The sequence below is a fragment of the Pseudomonas sp. T8 genome (assembly GCF_024610635.1).
Taxonomy (GTDB): domain Bacteria; phylum Pseudomonadota; class Gammaproteobacteria; order Pseudomonadales; family Pseudomonadaceae; genus Aquipseudomonas; species Aquipseudomonas chlororaphis_I.
Window position 1 is genome coordinate 702,164 of sequence record NZ_CP102374.1, and the last position, 20,289, is coordinate 722,452.

Sequence of the window (20,289 nt, forward strand, 5' to 3'; positions counted from 1 at the left end):
GTTTTTAGTTTTTATATATGCTTTTACTTTTGCTTCTTTTGAGTGACGGAATCGATATGGAAATTGGCGAACGTTTACAGTTGAGTGAGTCCGTCACATGGGTGGCCTGTTTTCGAGAGGGTATGTTCGTGCGCTTTTATGATGCGCATTTGGGTTGGTTTGCCAGCAGGGCAAACCTTTGAAAGTATTGTGTCGGGAGGTTAAGAAGCTTCAGGGGTGAGCTGTTTTGTATGGCGGGTTACCGGATACGGCCTTTCAGGCGTGGCTGGCTGCGCAAGTGCCTCCCTTGAATGTGCAGGAACAGCCGTGGGGGCTGCAACTGCACATCCCCGGCGGTTTGGATAAGGTGGCCTTGCGCGGATGGTGCGTGGCGCAGCAGGCCCTGGCGACGCAGTCGTCGACGCCTGCTACGTCGGGCAGGGAGGGGACGACCGAGGGCACGTTGGTGATGGTGCAACAACAAATATTGAAGGAGTTGAATCAGTTGGCACTGGCAACCTGTACGCCGATGCAGGCCATGCAGTGGCTGGCGCGTTGGCAAGGGTTGGCTGTATCAAGTCCGCAGGCCGAGTCAGGCGGTGAAGGTTAATGCTCGCTGGCGCAAGCCGGCGTCCAAAGGACCGGGCCGTTACGGTGGCCCGGTAGGGCCTGGGAGCGTAACCGGCCTGCCCCACGTGGCGTACCCGCAGGGGCATCACGTTGCATAGGGGCTTACGTCGCAAGGCGAACAGCCGGGTTCAGAGGGCAGGCAGTATGGTCGGTCGGGATGGCGAGTGTTGTGTGCTCAACGGCCAGTGCGGGGGCAGTAACAACAACTACTGGTCCAGTACGCCGAACGGCATGGGCAACCACTACAACGTCAACCTGAACAATGGCAACGCGAACAACAACGACAACAATACCAACCAGGTGGCGTGTGTGCGTTGAGGTTTACGCCGCCGCCTGACTCGTCCTGCGGATTTACAAAGATAAAGAGCGGTTTGCACTCGCCTATGGTGGCCAATGCTGTCCCGGCTCTTGCCAGACTTGCTTTATTTTCAGATGACTGTATTGCGAGTCGCCGGGTATGAAGTAGCGTTTTAAGGCCCCCAAGTGTTGATGGTAGAACTGCTGGCGCAAGCGCAGGTGGTTGCCTTGGGCGAGTAGGCCATAGTAGCTGTTGAGCGTCGCGAGCACACTGCGTAACACGCTGGCATCGATGGACTCGGGCCATTCGTCGGGGTGAGACCATTTACCGCGTTGCGGCGCTAGGGCATGAGGCTGTTTATCAGGCGTAAGCTTGTGGTTGAACCATGCCAAGCGTGCTTTGAACGTCTGGCAAGTTCGGGGTAACAACCAGCGATGGTGCGGGAACACCCGATAGCCCAGATATAAGGCATTCAACCATCTACCGCCGCATCTGCTGGCCAACCCAGCTCATGAGGTGGTAGCAGGTCACGCCCTGTTAAGGGCTCCTGGCGGTGTAATGTTCGAACAGGATGCGGAGTGCCTGAGCATGCTCTAGGGCGACTCCACAGAAAGCCATTGAAGCCTCAAAGCGCTCGCCGGGATGTGTGGGGATGTCTTCGAGCAGTAGCAGGATCTCGTTCTGTAGATCTGCCGAGCGGGTGAGCATTTCCTCAAGTGTCATATCGTCAGACTTCCCTTCAGTACATCGATGACCCCGATTCGTCCGTTCGATGCCCCGTGCTGCGCCGGTAATCAGCGCGATTTGTCGTACAAGTGGCTTCATCAGGTATCTGCGATACTCTCTAGGTGTGGCTGAGGGGAGAGTAGGGGAGCAACGAGCTCTTTGTATCGACTTCCCCAACAATCCAGACTCCCGGAGCTCTTTGACGTGAATCGCCCCGGGTTACGCAAGCACGGTCAACAGGACTGGGGTCAAGGCGCGTCTAGCTGCTGCTCGCTGCTCCATATCCCAGGCACTCCAGAAAGCGAGTAACAAGTTCAGCCTTGCACGGGAGTTTAGGTGCTTGGCGGCAGCATCAATTTAACGGGGTAATGGTGTCCGATTTGCTAGGGGCCAGTCCAGCATGCTCAAACGGCCACTAATGTGTTACCACGCTCTCTGTCTGGGGCACTTTTGCTCTCCTTCAACTCGGCTATAGCACGGTGCTGTCGAACTCATCCACAGTACGTTATTCCATTTAACATGGGCTTTGTTCCAACCATTGCCGTGACCTATGCGAACTAGCCAAGGACGCGGCAATGGTGAATAGTCAAACAATACAGCGACACCTACCGAACAGGGGACTCTTGACCGTAATCAATAGTCCTCGAGGTTGTTGAAGACTGTCTCCAGCAGGCGGTTCAGGCGTTGGATCTGTGCATCGGTCAACCCGGAGAAGCTGCGCTTGAAAAGATCCCGGGTGCCATCCTGAATTCGCTCTATGGCCGTACGTCCAGCTTGCGTGATACGAACCTGGGTGACACGGCCATCTTCGACGCAGGGAGCGGTGTCTACAAGACCGTCGTCCTTCATGCGGTAAACGATTTTGGTTATGGTCGACAGCTTGGCAATGGCGTGAGTGGATATCTCCGAAATGCTCGACTCCCCATTTTCCTTGAGAATGAACAAGACCCGCCAGCGCGGAATGTCGAGGTCGATTTTCTTCAGGGCCTTTTCCATACATTGGCTGTACCGACCGTGAACCATCGCCAGCCAATAGAAGGGAAATTCCTCTTTGCTGAATTCCTCGCTGGCGGGGTCGTAGCGGCTGCGAAGTTTTTTCGGGTTGCTCATCATGCGCTCTGATTGTGAAACGATGCGCAATCATAGACTTTTCCCGTAATTCCGGCATCCACCTTGGCCCTCACACCTGAGGGCAGAGCATTCAGCCATCTCTGCTCCGTCAGAAAGGAGCAGAGATGGAGCGAGCAAGCGAATTTATGTTGGCAGGGCTTCTGGCGCGGAACTCAGCATTCGCAGCCGATCCTGTTGATACAGAGTCGCAAGCGTCAAGCCTTACCAGATCAGGCCGCGTTCAGCACTCATTTTGCGGACCATTGCCTTGAAGAACTTGTCGGCAAAACCACTCTCACGGATGAGCATGGCGGTGAGGTCGGCACATTTGACACTGATGTCCTCCGGCAGTGGATTGTCTTCGCCCCCCAAGGCTCCTGCCGCACACTGGTTTTCCGCGGCCCGTTGCACGGTCCAGAGTAGAAACAGTGCTTTCTCGATGCTGCTCTCGCCCACGGCTATGCCATGATTGCGCAGTACCAAAATGTGCTTGTCACCTAGGCTCTGGATCATACGTTGCTTTTCATCATCGAATAGGGTGATGCCTTCGAAAGTGTGATATCCGACGCGCCCATGCAACTGCGCGCCATAGAAGTCGTGATGACCGAAACCAGCCTTCTTCTGCACGATCGCCGAGATGGGCGTGGTGTGGGTGTGGATCAAGCACTGGATGTCATCGCGAGCGCCGTGCACCGCGCTGTGCAGTGCGAAGCCGGCGGGGTTGCCATCATATTCAGAAGGCTCTAGCTTCTTGCCGTGCAGGTCGACCTTGAGCAGGTTCTGCGGTGTGACTTCGGTGTAGTTCAGGCCGAATGGGTTCACTAGATAATGGTGGGCGGGGCCAGGCAGGCGTGCGGAGATGTGATTGAAGATTGCTTCTGTCCAGCCGAACCAATCCACAAGGTGATAGCACTGGGCGAGCCTGACCCGCAGGCTCCATTCTTCGTCGCTGCAATGGCTTGGCTGAGTGAATTCGGTGTTGTTCATGCAGGCCTCGATCAAGAAAGGGGAGACTGGGCGCGAAACCGCGCGAGATTGATGATGTCTTGGGTGACGGGCATGCTCAGGCCCTGCAGCGTGGCCAGCTCGATCACGGCGTCGCCAATGGCGAGCAGTTCCAGCGGGCGGCCCTGGCCGTAGTCTTGAAGCATGGACGTGCGTACCGCCCCCTTGCCGGCACCCATTTCCATGAGCGATTGCGGGTCATAGTCGACTCTGGCTCCATAGGCGGCTGCGGTAAGCAGAGCTTCGTCGAGAATCTTGCGCACGGTCTGCCGCAGGTCCGGGTGACTGTAGATCTGCTCCAGGGTCGCGCCGGTGACTACCGAGAGTGGGTTCGAAGTCAGATTGGCGATGATCTTGGTCCATAACGAATCACGAATACGGTCAGTGGAGCGCGTGTTGATACCGGCTTGTTCGAGCAGCGCGCGGACCTTTTCCAGGCGCTCGCTCAAGCTGTTGTCGGGTTCGCCGAGGATCATCAGATGCGGGTTGCCGCAACGGACTACCCCGGGTAATTCGCTCTCGGCGGTAATGAACACCACACAACCCAGGATGCGTCGTAGGTCCAGAGCGTCATGCAGCACACCATCTGGATCTACCGCATTGACTCGTCGTCCGGCGAAGCGTCCGGTCTCGCCATGGAAATACCACCAGGGCACCCCATTGACGACAGGTACCACCACTGTTTCGGGTCCTAACAGCGGCCCAAGGATCGGTAGCAGACTGTTCAGAGCTTGAGCCTTGGTACACAGAAAGATCACGTCCTGCTCGCCCAACTGGCTACAGTCGCTGTCAGTCTTTACCTGGACATGATGTTCGCCATCCAGATCATGCAGGACGATGCCGCCGTCGCGGATGGCCTCCAGGGTCTTGCCACGGGCCAGGACACTGACTGTCTGGCCGCTGGCAGCGATGCGGGCGGCCAAGGTACAACCGATGGCGCCGGCCCCGACGATGCACACTCTAAGAGCTGCAGTTATATGCATTGAGGCCCCCTTAGCTGGCTAGCATTTCCTGGTGTTTACTGGCCGCTCCCAGATAGGCCTCGACCACCCGTGGGTCGTCGGCCAACTCGGCTGCCGGACCTTGCATGGCTATCTGTCCGGTCTCAAGTACATAGGCGTAGTCTGCTACCCGCAGAGCCGCTCGGGCGTTCTGTTCGACCAGCAGGATTGATACGCCCTGACGACGCAAGTCGGTAATGATGCGGAAGATCTCTCGGGTGATCAGTGGTGCGAGACCCAGGCTTGGCTCGTCGAGCATCAGCAGTTTTGGTTTGGCCATCAGCGCGCGGCCGACGGCAAGCATCTGCCGTTCGCCTCCCGACAGCGTTGCGGCTGCCTGCTTGCGACGCTCCAGCAATCGGGGGAATAGGCTGTAGATTTCCATCAGGCTTGAGTCCTGATAACGGTCACCTTTGCGATAGCGCATGAAACCGCCCAGCTTGAGGTTGTCTTCAACACTCATGGTGGAGAACAGTTCGCGTTTTTCCGGGACCAATCCCAGGCCGCGTCCAACCAGAATCTCGACTTCCGGCACGCTTTCCAGGGTGCCGTCGAAACACACCTGGCCCTTGGAACCAAGTACCCCCATGATCGCTGAGAGCAGGGTGGTCTTGCCGGCCCCGTTGGGGCCGATCACCGTGACGATCTGGCCCTCGCCGACCGTCAGGTTCGCCTGGGTCAGCGCCTCGACCTTGCCATAGGCCACGCAGAGATCCTTGACCTCCAGTAGCGGTTTGTTCACTGAGTTGTTGTGCATAAGGTTCACTCCGCTCCGCCGAGGTAGGCTTGCAGTACCGCCGGATTGCTCTGGATGGCTTCAGGCAGACCTTCGGCAATCTTTTGGCCAAACTCCATGACCGTAATGCGATCGACCAGCCCCATGACGAAGTCCATGTCGTGCTCGACCAACAGGATCGCCATGCCTTCGTTACGCAGCTTGCGCAGCAGCTCCGCGAGGGCTTGTTTTTCCTTCAGGCGCAGACCAGCAGCAGGTTCGTCGAGCAGTAACAGTACGGGGTCGGCGCACAAGGCGCGGGCGATCTCGAGGATGCGTTGCTGCCCCAGGGCCAGACTGCCTGCTTCTTCGTACAGGTAGTCTCCCAGACCGACACGCTCCAGTTGTCGGTGGGCTTCGGCCAGAAGACGAGACTCTTCAGTGCGCTCGGTATGCAGGGAGCTGGCCAGGATACCGCTGTGACCACGCAGGTGTGCGCCGATGGCGACGTTCTCCAGTGCGCTCATGCCGGGCAGCAGCTTGACATGCTGGAAGGTCCGGCTCATGCCCATACGGGCAACTTGTCGGGAGGGCACACCATTGATGCGTTCGCCCATGAACACCACATCGCCAGAGGTGGGTATGTCGACCCCGGATAGCTGGTTGAACAGTGTGCTCTTGCCGGCGCCGTTGGGGCCAATCAGAGCCAGGATCTCTCCCGCTCGCAATGTCAGGTTCATGTTCTGGTTAGCCACCAGGCCGCCAAATGAGCGGGTCACTTGTCGGGCTTCGAGGATCAGGTCGCCTTTTTTGGGGGGCGTTCGCCGGGACAGGGGCGGAACCTCGACTTCGGCTTTGAGCAACGCCCGTGAGGGCTTGCTGGACAGCGGCAGTCGCTTGGTTAACAGTGGCCACAGCCCACCTGGTACTCGTTGCATCAACAGTACAATCAACAAGCCGAAGACGATGGTTTCATAGTTGCCTTCACTACCGACCAGCGCTGGTAACCAGTCCTGTAGCCATTGTTTGAGCAGGGTCAGAACGCCCGCGCCGAGCAGGGCGCCCCAGACGCTGCCGACCCCGCCGATCAGAGCCATGAACAGGTAGTCGATACCCATGTTCAAGCCAAACGGTGTCGGATTGACGAAGCGCTGAGTATGGGCGTAGAGCCAACCGGAAATGGCGGCGAATACCGCGGAGATCAGGAAGATCACCAGCTTGGCGCGAAAGGTGTCGACGCCCATCGACTCGGCCATCACCTGACCGCCCTTGAGCGCACGAATGGCCCGGCCTTCACGGGAGTTCAGCAGGTTGTGAGTGATCAGCATCGCCACCAGCAAGATGGCCCAGATCAGATAGAAAACCTTCTCGCCCTTGTCCAGGCTCAGGCCCAGCAAGGTGATCGGTGGCAGGTCGGTGATGCCGCTTTGGCCCCCTAAGCCCTCAAGGTTACCGAACAGATAGTACAGGGAAATACCCCAGGCGATAGTGCCTAGTGGCAGGTAGTGACCGGACAGTTTGAGGGTCAGTGCACCGAGTATTAACGCCACCAGTCCGGTGAAAACAATACCGATTACCAATGTTAGCCATGGTGAGGTACCAGCCCATGCCAGCCACGCCGGCAGTTGTGCGCTTGTGGTCAGGTAGGCGCTGGTGTAGGCCCCGAGTCCAACGAAGGCGGCCTGGCCGAAGCTGGTCATGCCACCCACCCCGGTTAGCAGAACCAAGCCGAGTACTACCAGCGCATACAGTCCGATGTAGTTGAGCAAAGTAACCTGAAAGGTCGGCAGAATTAGCGGTGCCAACATCAAGGCACCTATAAACAGCATAATCAGGTAGCGCGACTTCATGTCTCTTCCTCCACATGGTGGCTTTTGAGTGAGCGCCAAAGCAGGAAGGGGATGATCAGCGTGAAGACGATGACCTCCTTATAGTTGCTGGCCCAAAACATTGAAAATGCCTCGACCAGCCCGACGACCAGCGCGCCGAGAGCCGCCAGCGGATAACTGACCAGCCCGCCAATGATGGCGCCGACGAAGCCCTTGAGGCTGATGAGGAAGCCCGAATCGAAGTACAGCGTGGTGATCGGGGCGATGAGAATCCCTGAGAGGCAGCCGATAAAGGTCGCCAGCGCGAACGTTGTCTTGCCGGCCATGTCCGGCGAGATCCCCATCAGGCGAGCGCCGGTGCGGTTGACCGCAGTGGCTTGCAAGGCTTTGCCATACAGGCTGCGACCGAAGAACAGGAACAGGGCGAAGATCAGCGTCACCGACATGATCAGCACCCACAAGGTCTGGCTGTTCAGGGTCACCGGACCGATTTCGAAGCCTGCCTGGGAAAACGGCGTGGTGCGTGCGCCTTCCGGGCCGAACACCAGCAACCCGATCCCGACCATCGCCACATGCACGGCAATCGAGACGATCAGCAGCACCAGTGCGGAGGCTCCGGCGATCGGCTGGAAGAACAATCGATACAGGCGCGGCCCCAATGGAACCACCAGGCACAAGGTCAACAGCGCCTGGAACGCTACGGGCAAAGTGGCCAGGGGCAGGTTGCGCATGGCAATGATCAGCGCGATGGCGTAGCTACATTTCACGATCATCTGTCGATCGATGCGCAAGCCTTTTCCCGCACGCCAGCGGGCAACCAGGTCCAGGGCGCATTCGATCAGAGTGAGGACCAGCAGTAACCAGGCCAGAGGCGTCGGATGACCGGCCTGAATGGCAGCCATGGTCAGAGCACCATAGGTGACGAACTCACCCTGGGGGATCAAAAGGATTCTGGTGACGGTAAACACCAGCAGGATCGACAGCGCCAACAGGGCATAGATGGCACCGTTGGTGACGCCGTCCTGGCCCAGCAGCATGGCTATCTGGAAATTCATGAGCACTCTCTTCTGTAGGCTGAGCGGGTGTGTTGACGCGACAAGTGCTACGGATGAGCAGCACCTGCCCTGTCCGCCGTCTCTGGTTACTTGAGCAAGGTCCAGCGACCGTCCTTGACTGTGATCAGCTCGCGGCCGCGCTCATCGAAGCCGCTGTGATCCTCGGGTGTCATGTTGTAAACGCCTTGGGTACCCGACATCTCGTGAGTGTTTTCCAGCGCCAGGCGCAGGGCGGCGCGAAACTCGGGTGTACCGGGTTGGGCTTTCTGTTCTGCAACGGGAATGGCTTTTTCCAGCAGCAGGCCGGCGTCATAGACGTTGGCACCGAAAGTCGCCGGCGCAGAGCCATAGGCCTTGGTGTAGGCGTCGATGTATCGCCGGGCAACGGGTTTGGAGGGGTGGTTGTCAGGCATTTCCGGGAGCACCAGCATCAGGCTCGCGGCGAGAATGGTGCCTTCGACTTTCTTGCCGCCCAATTGCAGGAAGGCATCCAACGCCGCTCCGTGAGTCTGATACATCTGTCCTTTGTAACCCTGGTCGAACAGCGTGGTTTGTGGCATCACCGATGAGCTGCCGGGGGCGGCGACGAGCACTGCATCGGGTTTGGCCATCAGCAGTTTCAGGCTTTGCCCCGTCACGGACGTGTCCTGGCGCTGGAAACGCTCACTGGCAACAATCTTGATGCCATGCTTCTCGCATTGCACCGCCATCACCTTTGCCCAGTTTTCCCCATAGGGGTCTGCGGTTCCGATGAAGCCCAGGGTCTTGATCCCGCGCTTGACCATGTTCTCCACCAGCGCCTGGGCGATCAGGTCGTCGTTCTGGGTGGTCTTGAATACCCATTTTTTCTGTTCGGTCATGGGCAGCACTACGGCGGCGGTGCCCACCGGGGCGAGCATGGGTGTGCCCGATTCGGTGGCGAACTGGATGACTCCCATGGCGTTGGGCGAGCCGCTCGGACCGATGATCGCGTCCACGTGCTCTTCGTCTATCAGCTTTTTGAAGGCCTTGACCGATGCGGTCGGGTCGCTGCCATCGTCCAGCGGAATGTAGCGCACGGTCTGATTACCGATCTTCGTCGGCATCAGGGACACGCTGTTTTTCTGTGGGATGCCGACCAGCGCGATAGGGCCGGTCGCGGAGGTGATCACGCCAATCTTGACTTCGGCGAAGGCCGCTTGGGGCACAACGCAGGTGGCGCAAAGAGCACCGAACATCACAGCAGGCAGAGCTTTCTTGAAGAGCATGTCGATCGATCTCCGGGGCAAGGCTGATTCGGTAAGCCGGCCGCTCTCTGGCGGGCTGGCAAAGGGCGGATTTGCAGATTGCATGCCAGAGAATTTGCCTGCACCAGCTCGGAGCTCGCTGGAAAAAGGCCTTTGACCGGTTATTTCACAGCGTTGTAACCGGCCGTTTTGAAAGGCGATGCCGCCAGCAAATTCAACGCCTTACAGTGAAAAAATGCATGTGTTTTTTTGATAAAAAATCGTTTAAAAAATCTCAAAAAAGGCGTCTAAAAAATAATTTTATCAACCTTGATAACTCCGCGTTTAAATCGCGACCTGACGGCTTGATTGGATCCATCTTTATTTTAGCCAAACAAAATTATCCTTATAAAACAATTAGTTATCAGATGAATTTGCCTCAATCTAGATTTTTTTGAAATGCTCGACTTCGGTGCATTTACTGGAAATTTGCACCAATTTCGACAGCAAAAAATATCGCCTAATTCAATTGACAATTCACGTAATAATTCGTCATCTTGGATTTACCCAATGGCGCCACCCGGCGTCTTCCAGGCTCTCGTTACAGGTGAATCCGATATGACGATCGTGGTCGAGCAAGTTTCCCTTGATGGCAATGGCCCCACAGTGATGGTGAAGGACACCATCGACGTAGCGGGTGTGCCGACCCGTGCTTCCAGTCGCGCCCTTCAAGATGCCGAACCTGCTCTGCACCACGCCGCGGTGGTTGAAGCATTGCTCGTTAACGGCTGCCGCCTCATTGGCAAGACCAGCCTCCATGAGCTGGCCTACGGCACCACGGGCATCAATCACTGGACCGGCACCGCAGCCAACCCACGCTTTCCCGGGCGTATTCCCGGTGGGTCTTCCAGCGGTTCGGCCGCGGCGGTCGCGGCAGGTTTGGCTGATTTCTCCCTGGGCACCGACACTGGTGGTTCGGTGCGTATTCCTGCGTGCTGCTGCGGTGTGTTCGGCTTCAAGCCGACGTTTGGCAGAGTCAGCCGCAAAGGCGTAATGCCCGAGAAATCGAGCCTCGACTGTGTCGGGCCGTTCGCCAACAGCCTGCCGATGCTGGTGACCGCAATGCGGGCCATCGATCCGACTTTCTCCCGCTTGCCGACCCTCGTCGATGCCCGTATCGGTGTGGTACCGGTGCAGGCCAATGAGGCTGTACAGCGAGCGGTCACCGATGCGCTGACTAACAGTGGGTTGTCTCTGTATGAAGCGCCGTTGACAAACATGGTCAGCGCTTATGACGCCGGTATGGTGGTGATCAACCGCGAAACATTCGTCGCGTGTGGGCACTTGCTGGACACAGGGCGGGTCGGTGCCGACATTGCCGACCGGTTGGCTGCGGCCGGTGAAACCACTGATCAGGCACTGGCCGAAGCGGAGCAGGTGAGGGCGCGTTTTACCGCCGAAGTCGATGAAGCGCTGAAGCATTTCGACGTGCTGGCGCTGCCTACCATGCCGGACTTCCCCTTGGCCATCGCCGACGCTTCCAATACCCGCGCCGTGCTGGGCATGACCGCCCTGGTGCGTCCTTTCAACCTCTCCGGACACCCCGCGCTGACCATTCCTCTGGGCAGTGCACAAGGGTTGCCGGCCGGCTTGCAATTGGTGGCCGCCAAAGGCGCCGATGAGCATTTGCTCGCCGTCGCCGGGTTGTTGTTGCAACGCCTGTATTCGAATCGCACTTGATCATGGAGCCAGTCATGAATCCGCTTAAGGCGACGGCCCTGGACGCTATCGCACCCCAAACCAACGATGAACGTTTCGAGGCGATGCTCAACGACGTGCGCACACGCGCCCGTCAAGGCGAGTTTGATCGCCAACGGCACATTTCCCAGGATGTGATCGACGCGTTCAAGTCCCACGGCATCTATCGCTCCCTGGTCCCGAAACGGTTCGGCGGCGATGAAGCTTCACCGGGTGATTTCTGTCGCTTGATTGAGCGCATTTCCCAGGCCGATGGCTCCGCCGGTTGGGTCGCCAGCTTTGGTATGAGCCCGGTTTATCTCGCGGCACTGCCGTTGTCGACCATCGCCCAGGTGTATGCCGATGGCCCGGATGTGGTGTTCGCTGGCGGGATCTTTCCGCCACAGCCAGCCGAACGGGTAGAGGGTGGCTTCAAGGTCAACGGTCGCTGGAAGTATTCCAGTGGTTCCATGGGCGCCACGTTGCTGGGGGTCGGTATCGCGCCGAAGAACGGCGACAAGCTCGATCTGCCGCGTCTGGCCGTGATGCCGCGCAGCGAGGCACGTATCGAAGAAACCTGGGACACCGTTGGCCTGTTGGGCACCGGCAGTCATGACCTGGTGGTCGAGGATGTGGTCGTGCCCGAGGACTGGACCTTTGTACGTGGCGGCGCTCCGACCCTGGATGAAGCGTTCTTCCGCTATCCATCGCTCTCGTTCGCTACGCAGGTTTTGTCAGTGGTCGGCCTCGGTGTGGCACGCGCCGCACTGGATGAGTTGAGCGGCATGGCCAGCGGACGAATTTCCGTGACCGGCGCTCCAGCATTGGCCGACAGGCCTCTGGCCCAAGTCGAGATCGCCAAGGCCGAGGCCGCCTTGCGCGCTGCCCGCGCTTTTTTCTACGAATCCATCGAGCAGGCCTGGGGTCATGTGCTGGCAGGCGACGCCGTGCCGGCACAGGTCACCAATCTGCTGCGGCTGTCATCGACCCACGCTACACGGGTCGCCGCCGACGTGGCGCGCACCGCGCAAATGTTGTCGGGCATGAGCGGCGTCTACAACGACAGCCCTCTGTCTCGATGCGTCAACGACGCCCAAGTGGTGACTCAGCATGCCTTCATGGGTGACGTCACTTACCAGAGCGCGGGCGCCATGTTCTTTGGCAAGCCGCCATTGCCTGGTTACCTGTAACCCTTCGAGGAGCGAAACATGAGCGAGAAAAAAACACTGCGCGTGCTGTTCTGCATGGGCATCAACCAGAACTTTTTCGACGCGCCGCGCGACGAACAACTGCAGGTCTGGGCTGCATTCAGCGAGATGTGGAACGGCATTCATGACCTGTCGGGCGTCAAGGTGTTCGGCAACATGGATGACGACCAGAGCATGGTCGGCCCTTCCACTGGCTTTCCCTGGACCACCTACTTGTTGGCGGATGTCCCCGACATCGAAACCGTGCACGCGGCCTGCAACCTGTTCCGCAGTACGCCGGTGGGCGACGGTACTTACAAGCTGTGGAAGTACGCCAAGGTCGAGGCCCGTACCGGTCGCGAACTGATCATTCAGCGTTGAGGTCTGCCAGCATGCCCAGCCCCGTCTCATTAACCGAATTACATCAGCGACTACATCGCTTCGAAATCGAACACGCCGTGCGTGCCTGCATGAGTCGCTACATGGCGCTGTGTGATGTTCTCGATGTCAACACGCCGCTGGAGGAACTGGCCGGCCTGTTCACTCGCGAAGCGGTATGGGAGGGCAAGGGGGCCAAATACGCTGACAGTTTCGGTGGCTACCGAGGCCGCGAAGCGATCGGCGCCATGTTTGCCACGTACATGAAACCGCCCGCGCATTTCGTTCTCAATGTGCACTTTCTCACTAGCGAGTTGATCGAGGTGGATGGGCAGGGTGCGTCGGGAAGCTGGGTGATGCTGCAGACCTCGACCTTCGCCAGTGGCGCTTCGCACCTCAACGCCGCGCGCCTGACAGTGCGTTTCGCTGAGGAAGAGGGGCAGTGGCGCATGGCACATTTTCAGACCGAAAACCTGTTCGGTCGCCCCGTGCAGGCATGGAACAGCGACGCCCGTTTGCCGGTACCCAACACACCCGAGCAATGACTGTTGAAGTCGGCCAAGAAGTCGACGAGGAGACACCGTGAGCAATCTGATTGAAACCGTGAACCTGGACGTCAGTCCCGAAGAACTGGTCCAGGCCGACCGCGTCCATACCTCGCTGTACACCGACGCCAAGCTGTTCGATGTAGAGCTGGAAAAGATTTTCTACAGCACCTGGGTCTGGGTGGCGCACACCAGTGAGATTCCGGACGCCGGTAGTTACAAAAGTACCTACATCGGCAAGCAGCCGGTGATCGTGGTGCGTGATCGCAAGAAACAGGTGCATGTGTTGCTCAACCGTTGCCGCCATCGTGGCGCTACTGTTTGTGAGCACAAGAAAGGCAAGACCAACAGTTTCGTTTGCCCGTATCACGGCTGGAGTTACGCACTCGATGGTTCGTTGCGCGGCGTACCGCACCCAGAGAGCTACGGCGATTGCCTGGACAAGGCCGAGTTCCCGCTGGTGAGCCTGCGTGTCGAGGAATACGCCGGCATGCTGTTCGCCACCTTCAAGGACGATATCGAGCCGTTGGTGGACTTTCTCGGCCCGGCGAAAAAGTGGATGGACCTGTTCATGAAGCAGGGGGCCGGCTACCCGATCAAAGTTCCGGGCGAGCATCGTTTCCGCTTCCCGGGCAACTGGAAAATCCAGTTGGAAAACACCACCGATGCCTACCACTTCCCGCTGGTGCACAAGTCCTTCCTGTCGTCCGTGGATGAAGAAACCCTGGCCTTGTTCGACTTCGTCGAAGGCCCCGGTTATGTCGAAGACCTGGGCAACGGTCATAGCGTGATGGTGATGATCCCTGACCTGGTGGACCTGGAGGCCGACCTGGACAAACCGATTCCTGAACGCTTCGAGAACCTGGCTGTCGAGTTGCGCGCCGAAGGTGTCGATGAGCAACAGGTGCGGCGCATCGTCCGGGCCGTGGGTGGCTCGGGCTTCAATCTCAATCTGTTCCCCAACGTCGCGTGCTCGATGGCGTTCTTCCGTGTGTTGCAGCCAATCTCGGTGACCGAAACCGAAATCCATCACTCGGTGATCACCATGGACGGCGGCCCGGCGGTGGCGAACCGTTATCGCCTGCGCCTGCACGAGCATTTCCAGGGGCCGATGGGTTTTGGCACGCCGGACGATTCCGAGGCCTGGGAGCGGGTGCAGAAGGGCGCGAGCGCCGGTGAGAACCTGTGGATCATGCTCAACCGTGGGCTGCCTGGAGAGACGCCTACCGAAGACGGACTGCTCAGCGACGTGAGCGCCGAGACCGGCATGCGCGCGGCGTACCAGCAGTGGAAAAAAATGATGTCGGCCCCGAATAAAGCCTGAGGCGTGGAGAAGACCGTATGAACCTGCAATCGCTGCAAGAAGTGACCGCCTTCATCTGGCAGGAAGGCGACATGCTTGACCATTCCGAATATGACGCCTGGCTGGCTCTGTGGGCCGAAAAAGGGACGTACATCATCCCGATTGACCCGAAGGAGCAGGACTTCGAGAACTCACTCAATTACGCCTACGACGACCACCACATGCGCGAGTTACGAGTTCAGCGCCTGACCGGCGGCGAGTCGATTTCCACCAGCCCGCTGCCGCGCACGGTGCGGACGTTGTCGCGCTTTCGGGTGTTGTTCGACGACGGGGCTCACATCACGGTGCGTTGTGCGCAGAACCTGCGGGAGTTCCGAAAGGACGCACTCAAGCACTACAGCGCAGACCTCGTTTATGAACTTGAGCGCTGCGACGAGAGTTTCAAGATCCAGCGCAAGCTGATCCGGCTGATCAACTCCGACGATACCTTGGCTGGTATCGGCTACATCCTGTGAGAGGACGTCTCATGAACCATATCGCACTGGTCACCGGTGCCGCCCAAGGGTTGGGTTACACCTTGTGCGCCCGACTGCTGGAAGCGGGCTACAAGGTGGTGGTCACCGACCGCTCTCTGGAAGCGGCCACCGCGGCAGCCGGGCAATTGGACGACACGGGCGAGAGCACTGTCGCCATCAAGCTCGATGTCACATGCAAAGCCGACTTTGCAGCGGCCCTCGCGCAGGTGCTCGAACAGTGGGGGGCGCTGCACGTGTTGGTCAACAATGCGGCGATCACCATGACGACACCAGTGATGCAGATCAGCCCCGAGGAGTTCGATGCTGTCGTTGGCTTGAACTTGCGCAGCGTGTTTGTCGGCTGCCAGGTAATCGGTGCGTACATGGCCGAAGCCGGTTATGGCCGGATCATCAATATGGCCTCGCTGGCTGGACAGAACGGCGGTACCGCGACTGGTGCACATTACGCCGCTTCCAAAGGCGGGATCATCACCCTGACAAAGATCTTTGCCAAAGAATTCGCGGGCCAGGGCGTGACAGTCAATGCCATCGCTCCAGGGCCGATCGATTCGCCGGCCGTTCGGGCGGCGGTACCCGTTGAGCGTATGGAAAGCCTCATCGGCAACATTCCCGTCCGGCGCTTGGGCGATGCTGGATTCCTCGGCGATCTGGTCGTCCAGTTGGCGCGTCCCGAAGCCTATTTCACCACCGGTGCCACATGGGATGTGAACGGTGGTTTGTTCATGCGTTAAACACATGCCTTTCCCTTGGGTGAGGGCAGACGTCGGGGCCCTACTCGATCTACCACGGTACACCGCTCATGAATGAAGAATTGTTGAAAGTCATCGTAAGCAAGCGCGAAATTCAGGGCGACGGCGTTGTCGTGCTCGACCTGATTAGTCCCGACGGCGGCCTGCTACCCGGGTTCGAGGCCGGCGCGCATGTCGATATCCATGTCGCCCCAGGCCTGGTGCGTCAATATTCCTTGTGCGGCGATCCAGCCAATGCCGGGGTATATCGCCTGGGTGTGCTCAAGGACCCGGCATCTCGCGGTGGTTCAATCGGGGTGCATGAGGAGCTCCTAGAAGGCACTGAAGTCACCATCAGCACGCCGCGCAATCATTTTCCGCTGGCCACCCAGGTCACTCGGTCGATCCTGATCGGTGGCGGCATCGGCATTACCCCGATGATTGCTATGGCGTATGCGTTGCAGGCCGACGGGCAGGACTTCGAACTGCACTATTGCGCCCGTTCGCGCAACAGTACGGCCTTCCTCGACGAATTGCAGAACGCCGATTTCGCGGCGCGGGTAAGCGTCCATTTCGACGATGAGAACGCTGCACAAAAACTCGACCTGATTAGCGTACTCGGCTCGCCTGAAGCCGGGGTACATGTTTATACCTGCGGCCCCTCCGGGTTCATGGATTGGGTCATCGCCACGGCTTTGGAAGTCGGTTACGCCGACACACATATACATCGCGAGTATTTCCAGGTTGAGGTTGATATCAGTGGTGAAAGCTTCGAAGTCGTGGCTGCTCGCAGCGGCAAGACTGTTGAGGTCGCCGCCGGCCAGACAATCCTCGAGGCACTGGCGAGTGTGGGCATCAAGATCGAGATTTCTTGCGAGCAAGGTGTGTGCGGTACTTGCGTATGCGACGTACTCGAGGGCGAACCGGATCATCGTGATGTCTACCTGACGGACGACGAGAAGGCTGACAACGACCAGATCCTGGTCTGCTGTTCGCGCGCCAAATCGAAAAAACTGGTTCTGGACATCTAGGAGTAACGGCAATGGTCGACATCAATGGATTTCGTAACGCCATGGCCCTGCTCGGCGGGGCCGTATCAGTCATCACCACCGATGGTCCTGCCGGTCGCTTCGGCTTCACGGCCTCGGCTGTCTGCAGCGTTACCGACTCACCCCCCACACTCTTGGTTTGCATGAATCGCGCCTCGCACTCCAACGCGCATTTCAAGACCAACGGGGCTGTGTGTGTCAACGTCCTGGCTGCCAGCCATCAGGCCTTGTCCGGCGCGTTCGCCAACAAGAACCTGAGCATGGATGAGCGTTTTGCCACAACCGCCTGGTCGATTCTGCAAAGTGGCGCGCCCGCGATGGATGAGGGCCTGGTGAATTTCGATTGCCGGATCGCTCAGGTGCATGAAGTCGGTTCCCATAGCATCTTCTACTGCGAAATCCTGGCGATCAGGCAGGGCGATACACAGGACGGCCTGGTGTATTTCAACCGTGCCTACCACCGCCTTGGCGAGACCTCGAAAAACCTGCGCTAAGTCTTGTTCCACATACCTAGAACCTGGCCTCAAAGTCAGGCGAGCGGGCACGTCGTGTCCGTATTTCGCGGATAGCCGTGCCTCAGAATGCACACCGCGAATTGACTGCCGAGTTACTAACTTTGTTGATCTGCTCATACCAAATCCCCCCGGCCTGGCCGGGATGAATGGGGGCGTCACATGTTGTACTCGTCTTTTGCGCGCAGCTTCAAATATTTGGGCCTGATGGGAGCCGTGGCTTCCCCCGTGGCAGCGTACGCCGACCTGGTCGATGACAGTCATCTGAAGGTCGACATGCGTAACTTCTACCTCGACCGCAACTTCACCAAGAGCGGGGCGAAGGTACCGCAAGTGGGTAACTGGTCCCAGGGTTTCGACCTGCAGTTCACATCGGGCTACACCGATACGCCGGTGGCGTTCGGTCTGGATGTGGATGCGCAGTACGCCCTGCGGCTGGATTCCACCGGCAATGACGGTACGTTGCCCTACAACGCCGCCAAAGGAATGACGAGCAAGGATTACAGCCGGGCCGGAGCGACCTTCAAAATGAAGTACTCCAAGACCGAGCTGAAAATCGGTGACATGCGCCCGGAATTGCCTGTCGCCTGGCATGACCCCAGTCGCCAGTTGGACACCATTTTTCAAGGTGCTGTCGTCGAGTCGAAGGAAATCGACAACCTGACGCTGACGGGTGGCCGCTTCTGGTCTGCCGTCACCCGGGAATCGTCCGATCACGAGAAGTTCTACAAGTTCGGCTCCAAGGACAGCCTGGACAGCGACAAGGGAATGGATTTCGGCGGGGCCGTATGGAACGCTACACCGCGACTTCAGGCCAGTTACTTCTACGGTGTTGTGCACGATATCTATCGTCAACAGTACTACGGCCTTGCACACACCACCGACTTGGGCAACGGCTACGGCTTGCGCGCCGATGTACGCTGGTTCGACAACAAGGAAGATGGCGAGGCACTGAGCGGCGATATCGATAACCGCGCGCTGTCCACCGGACTGACCCTGACCAAGGGACCGCACCGTACCAGCCTGGTCTATCAACGCATGTTCGGCCAGAGCATGTTCCCGACGCTTAACGGCTACATCCCGCAGTTCTACCTGCTGAACTGGGCCAATCAGCCATTCATGCGTCCTCAGGAGCGCTCATGGGGCGTGGGTTATGCCTATGACTTCGCGGCCATGGGGATCCCCGGTCTGACCTTCAGTACCCGTTATATCAAGGGGACCGATATCAAGCGCGGTGACACTCTGGCCGACGAAACCGAGAACGAGCGCGACCTGGCACTGCGTTATGTAGTGCAGAGCGGGGCACTCAAAGGTCTGGGCCTCGAATGGAAGAACTACATGGTCAAGCAGCGTTATGGCAATGACTTCGACGAGAACCGTCTGATCACCAGCTACACCTGGAAAATCTGGTAAGGCTCATCGGGCAAGGCCCCAGTGAAGGTGCCTTGTCCCGTTCCGCGACGACTTCAAGTCGTTGCGGCAGAGCCGGGCAACTGGCTCGTTTGTTTTTCGCTATTCCCTTTTCCCGGTTGCTCGCCGGGTTTTTTCTTCGAGGAGTCTGTATGCGTAGCTTCTTCCGTGGTCGGGACCTGAGTCGCGTTCACAGCATCGCCGAACTGGCGGAACTGGCTCGCCATCGGTTGCCGCACTTTGCCTGGGAATACTTGTCTGGCGGCGCCGAGGACGAGTTGACCCTGGCCCGCAACCGCGCGTCATTTAGCGAAGTACATCTGCATTCGCGCACGCTGGTTCCGTGTCATCCTCCAGTGACCCAGCGTCGCTTGCTGGGTCGTGAACTGGCCGTACCGATGCTGATCGGACCTACCGGCTACAACGGCATGCTGCACCGCGATGCCGACCTTCACCTGGCCCGGGCCGCGACCGCGCGCGGGTTGCCGTTTTGCCTCAGTACCGTGTCCAACGTCTCGATGGAAGCGATCAAGGCGCAAGTGCCGGACGTTAATCTCTGGTTCCAGCTATACGCCATGCGCGACCCTGAAATACAGGCCAGTCTGCTGTCTCGAGCACAGCAGGCTGGCGTCGACACGTTGCTGTTGACCAGTGACGCGATGGTGCTGGGCAATCGTGAGTGGGACCGCCGTAATTTCGTTCGTCCGCGCGAGTTGAGTCTGGGCAACAAACTCGATGTGCTGCGCCATCCTCGCTGGCTGCGTCAGGTCATGTGGCCGAACGGCTTGCCGTCCATGGGGAACCTTGAACCGTTCCTGCCGCCCGCTGAGCGCAATGCCCTGGGTTCGATGAAGTTCATTGGAGAGCAGATGGACACGCTCCTGGACTGGTCCATGCTCGCTCGCCTGCGCGATCAGTGGTCCGGGCGCTTACTGCTCAAGGGCGTGCTGCATCCGGCAGATGCCGAAAAAGCCATGGCGCTGGGGCTCGATGGATTGGTGGTGAGCAACCATGGCGGTCGTCAGCTTGAGGGGGCACTTGGGAGTCTGGATGCGCTGCGGCTGATCGCGCCTGTGGTCAGAGGCAAGATGGCGCTGCTACTCGACAGTGGTATCCGTCGTGGCAGTGACATCGCCAAAGCCTTGGCCCTTGGGGCTGATGCGGTGTTGTTGGGGCGCGCAACCCTCTATGGCGTCGCGGTGGCCGCGGAGCAGGGTGCCGGTCGCGCGTTGGACCTGCTCCACGAAGAGTTTGTCCGTACGCTCAACCTGATGGGCTGCGCCGATATCGCGGACCTAAGCCCCGACTGGCTGGCCGACGTGCACGCCCATTCGATCTACCGGGGATGACG

The 20,289-nt window shown here is 58.7% G+C and carries 20 protein-coding genes; 13 read left to right on the plus strand and 7 right to left on the minus strand.

The features are described 5' to 3' along the window. Window positions 1-286 precede the first annotated feature (286 nt). Both NRG23_RS03055 and NRG23_RS03060 read left to right on the plus strand, forming a co-directional pair. On the plus strand, window positions 287-589 hold the full coding sequence (locus NRG23_RS03055) for a hypothetical protein (RefSeq protein ID WP_124315283.1): 303 nt from the start codon (window positions 287-289) through the stop codon (window positions 587-589). Window positions 590-753: 164 nt separating this feature from the next. After that, complete coding sequence (locus NRG23_RS03060) at window positions 754-927, plus strand: hypothetical protein (RefSeq protein WP_155296127.1); 174 nt, start codon at window positions 754-756, stop codon at window positions 925-927. A gap of 1,339 nt (window positions 928-2,266) precedes the next feature. Here NRG23_RS03060 and NRG23_RS03065 read toward each other — a convergent pair. The 7 genes from NRG23_RS03065 to NRG23_RS03095 form a co-directional block, all read right to left on the minus strand. Further along, a complete protein-coding gene (locus NRG23_RS03065; RefSeq protein WP_023965213.1) occupies window positions 2,267-2,743 on the minus strand; it encodes a MarR family winged helix-turn-helix transcriptional regulator in 477 nt (158 codons plus the stop codon). 222 nt (window positions 2,744-2,965) lie between these two features. Beyond that, on the minus strand, window positions 2,966-3,730 hold the full coding sequence (locus NRG23_RS03070) for a class II aldolase/adducin family protein (RefSeq protein ID WP_110176523.1): 765 nt from the start codon (window positions 3,728-3,730) through the stop codon (window positions 2,966-2,968). An 11-nt stretch (window positions 3,731-3,741) separates the two neighbouring features. Further along, window positions 3,742-4,671, minus strand: a complete 930-nt coding sequence (locus NRG23_RS03075; RefSeq protein WP_321576115.1) for a 2-dehydropantoate 2-reductase — start codon at window positions 4,669-4,671, stop codon at window positions 3,742-3,744. A gap of 70 nt (window positions 4,672-4,741) precedes the next feature. After that, window positions 4,742-5,506, minus strand: a complete 765-nt coding sequence (locus NRG23_RS03080; RefSeq protein WP_081361005.1) for an ABC transporter ATP-binding protein — start codon at window positions 5,504-5,506, stop codon at window positions 4,742-4,744. 5 nt (window positions 5,507-5,511) lie between these two features. Then, window positions 5,512-7,314 (minus strand): ATP-binding cassette domain-containing protein, encoded by a 1,803-nt coding sequence (locus tag NRG23_RS03085; protein ID WP_081361007.1) that lies wholly within the window; start codon window positions 7,312-7,314, stop codon window positions 5,512-5,514. Further along, a complete protein-coding gene (locus tag NRG23_RS03090) occupies window positions 7,311-8,348 on the minus strand; it encodes a branched-chain amino acid ABC transporter permease (protein WP_081361008.1) in 1,038 nt (345 codons plus the stop codon). The genes NRG23_RS03085 and NRG23_RS03090 overlap by 4 nt, the downstream gene beginning before the upstream one ends. 86 nt (window positions 8,349-8,434) lie before the next feature. Then, window positions 8,435-9,595 (minus strand): ABC transporter substrate-binding protein, encoded by a 1,161-nt coding sequence (locus NRG23_RS03095; RefSeq protein WP_081361010.1) that lies wholly within the window; start codon window positions 9,593-9,595, stop codon window positions 8,435-8,437. A gap of 576 nt (window positions 9,596-10,171) precedes the next feature. On the opposite strand from NRG23_RS03095, the gene NRG23_RS03100 reads away from it, so the two are divergent. The 11 genes from NRG23_RS03100 to NRG23_RS03150 all read left to right on the plus strand — a co-directional run bounded on the left by NRG23_RS03100 (window position 10,172) and on the right by NRG23_RS03150 (window position 20,287). Further along, on the plus strand, window positions 10,172-11,293 hold the full coding sequence (locus NRG23_RS03100) for an amidase (RefSeq protein ID WP_257373721.1): 1,122 nt from the start codon (window positions 10,172-10,174) through the stop codon (window positions 11,291-11,293). A 14-nt stretch (window positions 11,294-11,307) separates the two neighbouring features. Then, window positions 11,308-12,480 (plus strand): indole-3-acetate monooxygenase, encoded by a 1,173-nt coding sequence (iacA, locus tag NRG23_RS03105; RefSeq protein ID WP_257373722.1) that lies wholly within the window; start codon window positions 11,308-11,310, stop codon window positions 12,478-12,480. Window positions 12,481-12,498: 18 nt separating this feature from the next. Beyond that, window positions 12,499-12,858, plus strand: a complete 360-nt coding sequence (locus tag NRG23_RS03110; RefSeq protein WP_081361015.1) for an IacB protein — start codon at window positions 12,499-12,501, stop codon at window positions 12,856-12,858. A gap of 11 nt (window positions 12,859-12,869) precedes the next feature. Further along, on the plus strand, window positions 12,870-13,400 hold the full coding sequence (locus tag NRG23_RS03115) for a nuclear transport factor 2 family protein (RefSeq protein ID WP_257373723.1): 531 nt from the start codon (window positions 12,870-12,872) through the stop codon (window positions 13,398-13,400). A gap of 37 nt (window positions 13,401-13,437) precedes the next feature. Beyond that, window positions 13,438-14,724 carry a Rieske 2Fe-2S domain-containing protein gene (locus NRG23_RS03120; protein ID WP_081361018.1) on the plus strand — a complete coding sequence of 429 codons (1,287 nt, stop codon included), beginning with the start codon at window positions 13,438-13,440 and terminating at the stop codon, window positions 14,722-14,724. Between the two features lie 17 nt (window positions 14,725-14,741). Further along, the gene (locus tag NRG23_RS03125; RefSeq protein ID WP_081361019.1) at window positions 14,742-15,218 is read left to right on the plus strand and encodes an aromatic-ring-hydroxylating dioxygenase subunit beta; all 477 of its coding nucleotides are present in this window, start codon (window positions 14,742-14,744) and stop codon (window positions 15,216-15,218) included. 11 nt (window positions 15,219-15,229) lie between these two features. Further along, window positions 15,230-15,970, plus strand: coding sequence for an SDR family NAD(P)-dependent oxidoreductase (locus NRG23_RS03130; protein WP_081361021.1), 741 nt, complete (start codon window positions 15,230-15,232; stop codon window positions 15,968-15,970). A gap of 68 nt (window positions 15,971-16,038) precedes the next feature. After that, a complete protein-coding gene (locus tag NRG23_RS03135; protein ID WP_210472081.1) occupies window positions 16,039-16,998 on the plus strand; it encodes a PDR/VanB family oxidoreductase in 960 nt (319 codons plus the stop codon). An 11-nt stretch (window positions 16,999-17,009) separates the two neighbouring features. After that, window positions 17,010-17,510 (plus strand): flavin reductase, encoded by a 501-nt coding sequence (locus tag NRG23_RS03140; protein WP_081361024.1) that lies wholly within the window; start codon window positions 17,010-17,012, stop codon window positions 17,508-17,510. A gap of 180 nt (window positions 17,511-17,690) precedes the next feature. Then, window positions 17,691-18,941: an OprD family porin gene (locus tag NRG23_RS03145; RefSeq protein ID WP_257373724.1), complete on the plus strand. Its 1,251-nt coding sequence runs from the start codon at window positions 17,691-17,693 to the stop codon at window positions 18,939-18,941. Between the two features lie 149 nt (window positions 18,942-19,090). Then, window positions 19,091-20,287, plus strand: coding sequence for an alpha-hydroxy acid oxidase (locus tag NRG23_RS03150; RefSeq protein WP_257373725.1), 1,197 nt, complete (start codon window positions 19,091-19,093; stop codon window positions 20,285-20,287). Window positions 20,288-20,289: the final 2 nt, after the last annotated feature.

Bases quoted from the DNA above. Each gene is read 5' to 3' on its own strand.
- NRG23_RS03135 (WP_210472081.1), top strand. From the start codon at position 16,039: ATGAATGAAGAATTGTTGAAAGTCATCGTAAGCAAGCGCGAAATTCAG.
- NRG23_RS03065 (WP_023965213.1), bottom strand. From the start codon at position 2,743: ATGAGCAACCCGAAAAAACTTCGCAGCCGCTACGACCCCGCCAGCGAG.
- NRG23_RS03125 (WP_081361019.1), top strand. From the start codon at position 14,742: ATGAACCTGCAATCGCTGCAAGAAGTGACCGCCTTCATCTGGCAGGAA.
- NRG23_RS03130 (WP_081361021.1), top strand. From the start codon at position 15,230: ATGAACCATATCGCACTGGTCACCGGTGCCGCCCAAGGGTTGGGTTAC.
- NRG23_RS03090 (WP_081361008.1), bottom strand. From the start codon at position 8,348: ATGAATTTCCAGATAGCCATGCTGCTGGGCCAGGACGGCGTCACCAAC.
- NRG23_RS03115 (WP_257373723.1), top strand. From the start codon at position 12,870: ATGCCCAGCCCCGTCTCATTAACCGAATTACATCAGCGACTACATCGC.
- NRG23_RS03060 (WP_155296127.1), top strand. From the start codon at position 754: ATGGTCGGTCGGGATGGCGAGTGTTGTGTGCTCAACGGCCAGTGCGGG.
- NRG23_RS03085 (WP_081361007.1), bottom strand. From the start codon at position 7,314: ATGAAGTCGCGCTACCTGATTATGCTGTTTATAGGTGCCTTGATGTTG.
- NRG23_RS03145 (WP_257373724.1), top strand. From the start codon at position 17,691: ATGTTGTACTCGTCTTTTGCGCGCAGCTTCAAATATTTGGGCCTGATG.
- NRG23_RS03100 (WP_257373721.1), top strand. From the start codon at position 10,172: ATGACGATCGTGGTCGAGCAAGTTTCCCTTGATGGCAATGGCCCCACA.
- NRG23_RS03140 (WP_081361024.1), top strand. From the start codon at position 17,010: ATGGTCGACATCAATGGATTTCGTAACGCCATGGCCCTGCTCGGCGGG.
- NRG23_RS03080 (WP_081361005.1), bottom strand. From the start codon at position 5,506: ATGCACAACAACTCAGTGAACAAACCGCTACTGGAGGTCAAGGATCTC.
- NRG23_RS03070 (WP_110176523.1), bottom strand. From the start codon at position 3,730: ATGAACAACACCGAATTCACTCAGCCAAGCCATTGCAGCGACGAAGAA.
- iacA (WP_257373722.1), top strand. From the start codon at position 11,308: ATGAATCCGCTTAAGGCGACGGCCCTGGACGCTATCGCACCCCAAACC.
- NRG23_RS03095 (WP_081361010.1), bottom strand. From the start codon at position 9,595: ATGCTCTTCAAGAAAGCTCTGCCTGCTGTGATGTTCGGTGCTCTTTGC.
- NRG23_RS03110 (WP_081361015.1), top strand. From the start codon at position 12,499: ATGAGCGAGAAAAAAACACTGCGCGTGCTGTTCTGCATGGGCATCAAC.
- NRG23_RS03150 (WP_257373725.1), top strand. From the start codon at position 19,091: ATGCGTAGCTTCTTCCGTGGTCGGGACCTGAGTCGCGTTCACAGCATC.